The following is a 4,497-nucleotide window of genomic DNA, read 5'->3' on the forward strand; positions in this document are numbered from 1 at the left end:
CCGCCGGTGATGCGCGAGGCGACGAGATCGTGGACCAGGCTGGGCACGGTCTCATCGATCGCGGCTCGCGCCGCGCCGGACGTGTGGATCGAGAAGGTCATCGCTGGGACTCCAGAGCCTCGGCCACCTGACCCAGCAGGTCGTGCCAGGAGTCGATGAACTTCGAGACGCCCTCATCCTCCAGGACCTGCGTGACGTCGGTGAGGTCGATGCCCACGGCGGCGAGGTCATCGAACACCTGGTGCGCCTCCGCGTATCCGCCCGTGATGGTGTCGCCGGTGATGACGCCGTGATCGAACGTCGCCTCGAGGGTCTTCTCGGGCATGGTGTTCACCACGCCGTCGGCGACCAGCTCGGTCACGTACAGGGTGTCGGGGAGCGCGGGGTCCTTGACGCCGGTCGAGGCCCACAGCGGACGCTGCAGGTTCGCGCCGAGCTTGATCAGGTCCTGGGCGCGCTTCTCCGCGAACTTCTGCTCGAAGAGCTCGTAAGCGAGGCGCGCGTTCGCGAGCCCGGCCTTGCTCTTGAGTGCCTCGGCCTCGGGGGTGCCGATCGCCGACAGCCGCTTGTCGGTCTCGGTGTCGACACGAGACACGAAGAACGAGGCGACGGAATGGATGCTCGACAGGTCGAAATCGGCGCTGTGTGCGCGCTCCAGACCGGTCAGGTAGGCGTCGATGACCTCGGCGTAGCGCTCCAGGCTGAAGATCAGCGTGACGTTGACGCTGATGCCGGTCGCGATCGCCTCGGTGATCGCCGGAAGCCCTGCCTTGGTGGCCGGGATCTTGACGAGGAGGTTGGGGCGGTCGATCTTCGACCACAGCTCCTTGGCCTGAGCGACGGTGCCCGCGGTGTCGTGGGCGAGGTCGGGGGAGACCTCGATCGAGACGCGGCCGTCGACATGTCCCGAGGCCTCCCAGACGGGGCGGAACACATCGAGTGCGGCGCCGACGTCCTGGGTCGTGGCGGCGAACACCGCTTCCTCGGCGCTCGCACCGGAGGCGGCGAGCTCCGTGACCTGTGCGTCGTACGACGTGTTGCTCTTGTCGGTGATCGCGTTCGCGAAGATGGTCGGGTTCGTCGTGACGCCGACGACGTTGCGCGACGAGATCAGCTCGGCGAGGTTGCCGGAGTCGATGCGGGTGCGGGAGAGGTCGTCGAGCCAGATGCTGACACCTGCGGCGGCGAGCTGTGCGGTGGGGGTGCTCATGCGTTCTCCTTGGTGCTGTTTGCGGCGATGGTCTCGCGAGCGGCCGCGATGACGGCCTCGGTCGTGATGCCGAACTTCTCGAACAGGGTCTTGTAGTCGGCGGAGGCGCCGAAGTGGTCGATGCCGAGCGAACGGCCGCGGTCGCCCACGATTCCGCGCCAGGAGAGCACGGAGCCCGCCTCCACGGAGACGCGCGCGGTGACGGATGCGGGCAGCACGCTCTCGCGGTAGGCCTCGTCCTGCTCGTCGAACCACTCGAGCGACGGAGCGGAGACCACGCGGACGTTCACGCCGTCGGCGGCAAGCGCCTCGCGGGCGTTCACAGCGAGCTGCACTTCGGAGCCGGTGGCCACGATGATGACGTCCGGCGTGCCGTTCGGCGCCTCGGCGAGGACGTAGGCGCCCTTGGCCGCGTTGTCCGCCGAAGCGAACGTGTCGCCGGAGGCTGCACCCTCGCCGCGCTCGAACACCGGGATGTTCTGGCGGGTCAGCGCGATGCCGGCCGGTCCCTCGTGGCGACGGAGGATCTCGAGCCAGGTGGCCGAGGTCTCGTTGGCGTCGGCGGGGCGGACGACCGTGAAGTTCGGGATCGCGCGGAGCGTCGCGAGCTGCTCGATCGGCTGGTGCGTCGGTCCGTCCTCACCGAGGGCGACGGAGTCGTGGGTCCAGACGAAGATGCTCGGGATGTTCATGAGGGCGGCGAGACGCACCGAGGGACGCATGTAGTCGCTGAAGATGAGGAACGTGCCGCCGAACGCGCGCGTCTTGCCGTGCAGGACGATGCCGTTGACGATCGCGCCCATGGCGTGCTCGCGGATGCCGAAGTGCAGCACCCGTCCGTACGGGTTGCCCGACCACTCATGGGTCGACCACTCGGCCGGGATGAACGACGGCGCCCCCTTGATCGTGGTGAGGTTCGACTCGGCGAGGTCGGCCGAACCGCCCCAGAGCTCCGGGAGCTCGGCGGCGAGTGCGTTGATGACCTGGCCGGACGCGGCGCGGGTCGACACCTCCTTGCCGGATTCGAACACGGGGAGCGCGGCCGTGATGTCGGCGGGGAGCTCCTGCGCCTCGAGACGGTCGAGCAGCTCCTTCTTCTCGGGGTTCGCGGCGGCCCAGGCGTCGAAGGACTCCTGCCAGACGGCGCGGGCTTCGGCGGCACGAGCAGCGAGACCGCGGGTGTGGGCGAGTACGTCGTCGGCGACCACGAAGGTCTGCTCGGGGTCGAAGCCGAGCACCTTCTTCGTGGCAGCGAGCTCGTCGGCTCCGAGAGCGGAACCGTGGATCTTGCCGGAGTTCTGCTTGCCGGGGGACGGCCACCCGATGATCGTCTTGAGGATGATGAGCGACGGCTTCGAGGTCTCGCCCTTGGCGGCCTCGATCGCGGCGAACAGTTCGGCGACGTCTTCGACGTACTCACCGGTCTTCTTCCAGTCGACGGTCTGCACCTGCCAGCCGTAGGCCTCGTAGCGCTTCGCGACGTCCTCGGTGAAGGCGACGTTGGTGTCATCCTCGATCGAGATCTGGTTGGAGTCGTAGATGGCGATCAGGTTGCCGAGCTGCTGGTGGCCCGCGAGCGAAGAGGCCTCGCTGGTCACGCCCTCCTGCAGGTCGCCGTCCCCGGCCACGACGTAGACGAAGTGGTCGAACGGGCTGGTGCCGGCGGCCGCCTCGGGGTCGAACAGGCCGCGCTCGTAGCGGGCGGCGTAGGCGAAGCCGACGGCGGAGGCGAGACCCTGACCGAGCGGGCCGGTGGTGATCTCGACGCCCTTGGTGTGGCCGTACTCCGGGTGACCCGGGGTGAGGGAGCCCCACGTGCGCAGCGCCTTGAGGTCATCGAGCTCCAGTCCGAAGCCACCGAGGTAGAGCTCCACGTACTGCGTGAGCGAGGAGTGTCCCGCAGAGAGGATGAAGCGGTCGCGGCCCAGCCAGTCGACGTCGGTCGGGTCGTGGCGCAGCACGCGCTGGTAGAGGAGGTACGCGGCCGGAGCGAGGCTCATGGCCGTGCCGGGGTGACCGTTACCGACCTTCTCGACGGCATCGGCCGCCAGGATTCGGGCGGTGTCCACCGCGCGTCGATCGATCTCATCCCACTGCAATTCCGACACGTTCATGCCCTTTCCGACAGTTTCGAGGGCGCCCTTATTCCCTGGCGCATCCGCAACTTCCCTGGCGCATCCTGCACCGTCGCGGAGACGGGTGGAGGGGTGTGCGCAGCGCCGGGCGCGCGAGTGCTCTCAGCATAGCGAAGACGACTGTCGTGCTACGCGAGCGGACGGCGCGGATGACGTCATCCGGTGTCATAGACTGGAGAGGTTGTCCGGTCACATGTGCGGAGGAGGCGATCGAGATCTCGACGATGTCTGATCAGACCGTGAGGAAGTCGTCCATCGGTCGCACGGTGAAGGCCTACATCACGCTCACCAAGCCGCGTGTGCTCGAGCTTCTGCTCGTCTCGACCGTTCCGGTGATGTTCCTGGCGCAGGGCGGACTGCCCAACCTGTGGCTGGTGCTGGCGACCGTCATCGGCGGCTCGTTGAGCGCCGGTTCCGCCGCCGCATTCAACATGTACCTCGATCGTGACATCGACGCGCACATGCACCGCACCGAGAATCGACCGCTGGTCACGGGCGAGATCAGCCCGCGCGGCGCGCTGATCTTCTCCTGGACGCTCGCGATCGTCTCGACGGTCTGGCTGCTCGCCACGACCAACTGGCTCGCCGCAGCCCTGTCCGCGACCGCGATCTTCTTCTATGTCGTGATCTACACGATGATCCTCAAGCGCCGCACCGAGCAGAACATCATCTGGGGCGGCATCGCCGGGTGCTTCCCCGTGCTCATCGGCTGGTCCGCCGTCACCGGCTCGCTCGACTGGCCGGCGTTCGTCCTCTTCCTCCTGATCTTCCTCTGGACGCCGCCGCACTACTGGCCGCTGTCGATGAAGTACAAGGACGACTACGAAGACGTCGACGTGCCGATGCTGGGTGTCACCCGCAACGCCTCGCAGGTCGGCCTCCAGGTCATCCTCTACGCGTGGGCGACGGTGGCGTGCTCTCTGCTCCTCGTCCCGATCGCCAACATGGGTCTGGTGTACACCGTGTCCGCCACGGTCTTCGGCGGATGGTTCATCTACGAGTCGCACCGGCTCTACAACCGTGCCGTCCACGGCACCGAGCCGCGGCCCATGCGCGTGTTCCACGCCTCGATCACCTACCTGACGCTGATCTTCGTCGCGGTCGCGATCGACCCGCTGCTGCCGTTCTGACCCGAAGCTTCTGAAACGACGG

3 protein-coding genes are annotated in these 4,497 nt (G+C 67.5%); 1 reads left to right on the forward strand and 2 read right to left on the reverse strand.

Annotated elements, in window-relative coordinates; translation table 11 throughout:
• Positions 1–97: 97 nt before the first annotated feature.
• Together tal and tkt are read right to left on the reverse strand one after the other, a co-directional pair.
• Positions 98–1,210 carry a transaldolase gene (gene tal, locus ACNPM4_RS09975; protein ID WP_029261749.1) on the reverse strand — a complete coding sequence of 371 codons (1,113 nt, stop codon included), beginning with the start codon at positions 1,208–1,210 and terminating at the stop codon, positions 98–100.
• The gene (gene tkt, locus ACNPM4_RS09980) at positions 1,207–3,318 is read right to left on the reverse strand and encodes a transketolase (RefSeq protein ID WP_448985556.1); all 2,112 of its coding nucleotides are present in this window, start codon (positions 3,316–3,318) and stop codon (positions 1,207–1,209) included. Before tkt ends, tal begins: the two co-directional genes overlap by 4 nt.
• Positions 3,319–3,569: 251 nt before the next feature.
• Between tkt and ACNPM4_RS09985 the strand changes: the two genes are divergently transcribed.
• Positions 3,570–4,475, forward strand: a complete 906-nt coding sequence (locus ACNPM4_RS09985) for a heme o synthase (RefSeq protein WP_029261751.1) — start codon at positions 3,570–3,572, stop codon at positions 4,473–4,475.
• The last annotated feature ends 22 nt before the right edge of the window (positions 4,476–4,497 follow it).

Source organism: Microbacterium umsixpiens (assembly GCF_053543675.1).

Excerpts from the sequence above, each read along its gene's own strand:
- tal (WP_029261749.1), bottom strand. The coding sequence starts at position 1,210 with ATGAGCACCCCCACCGCACAGCTCGCCGCCGCAGGTGTCAGCATCTGG.
- ACNPM4_RS09985 (WP_029261751.1), top strand. The coding sequence starts at position 3,570 with ATGTCTGATCAGACCGTGAGGAAGTCGTCCATCGGTCGCACGGTGAAG.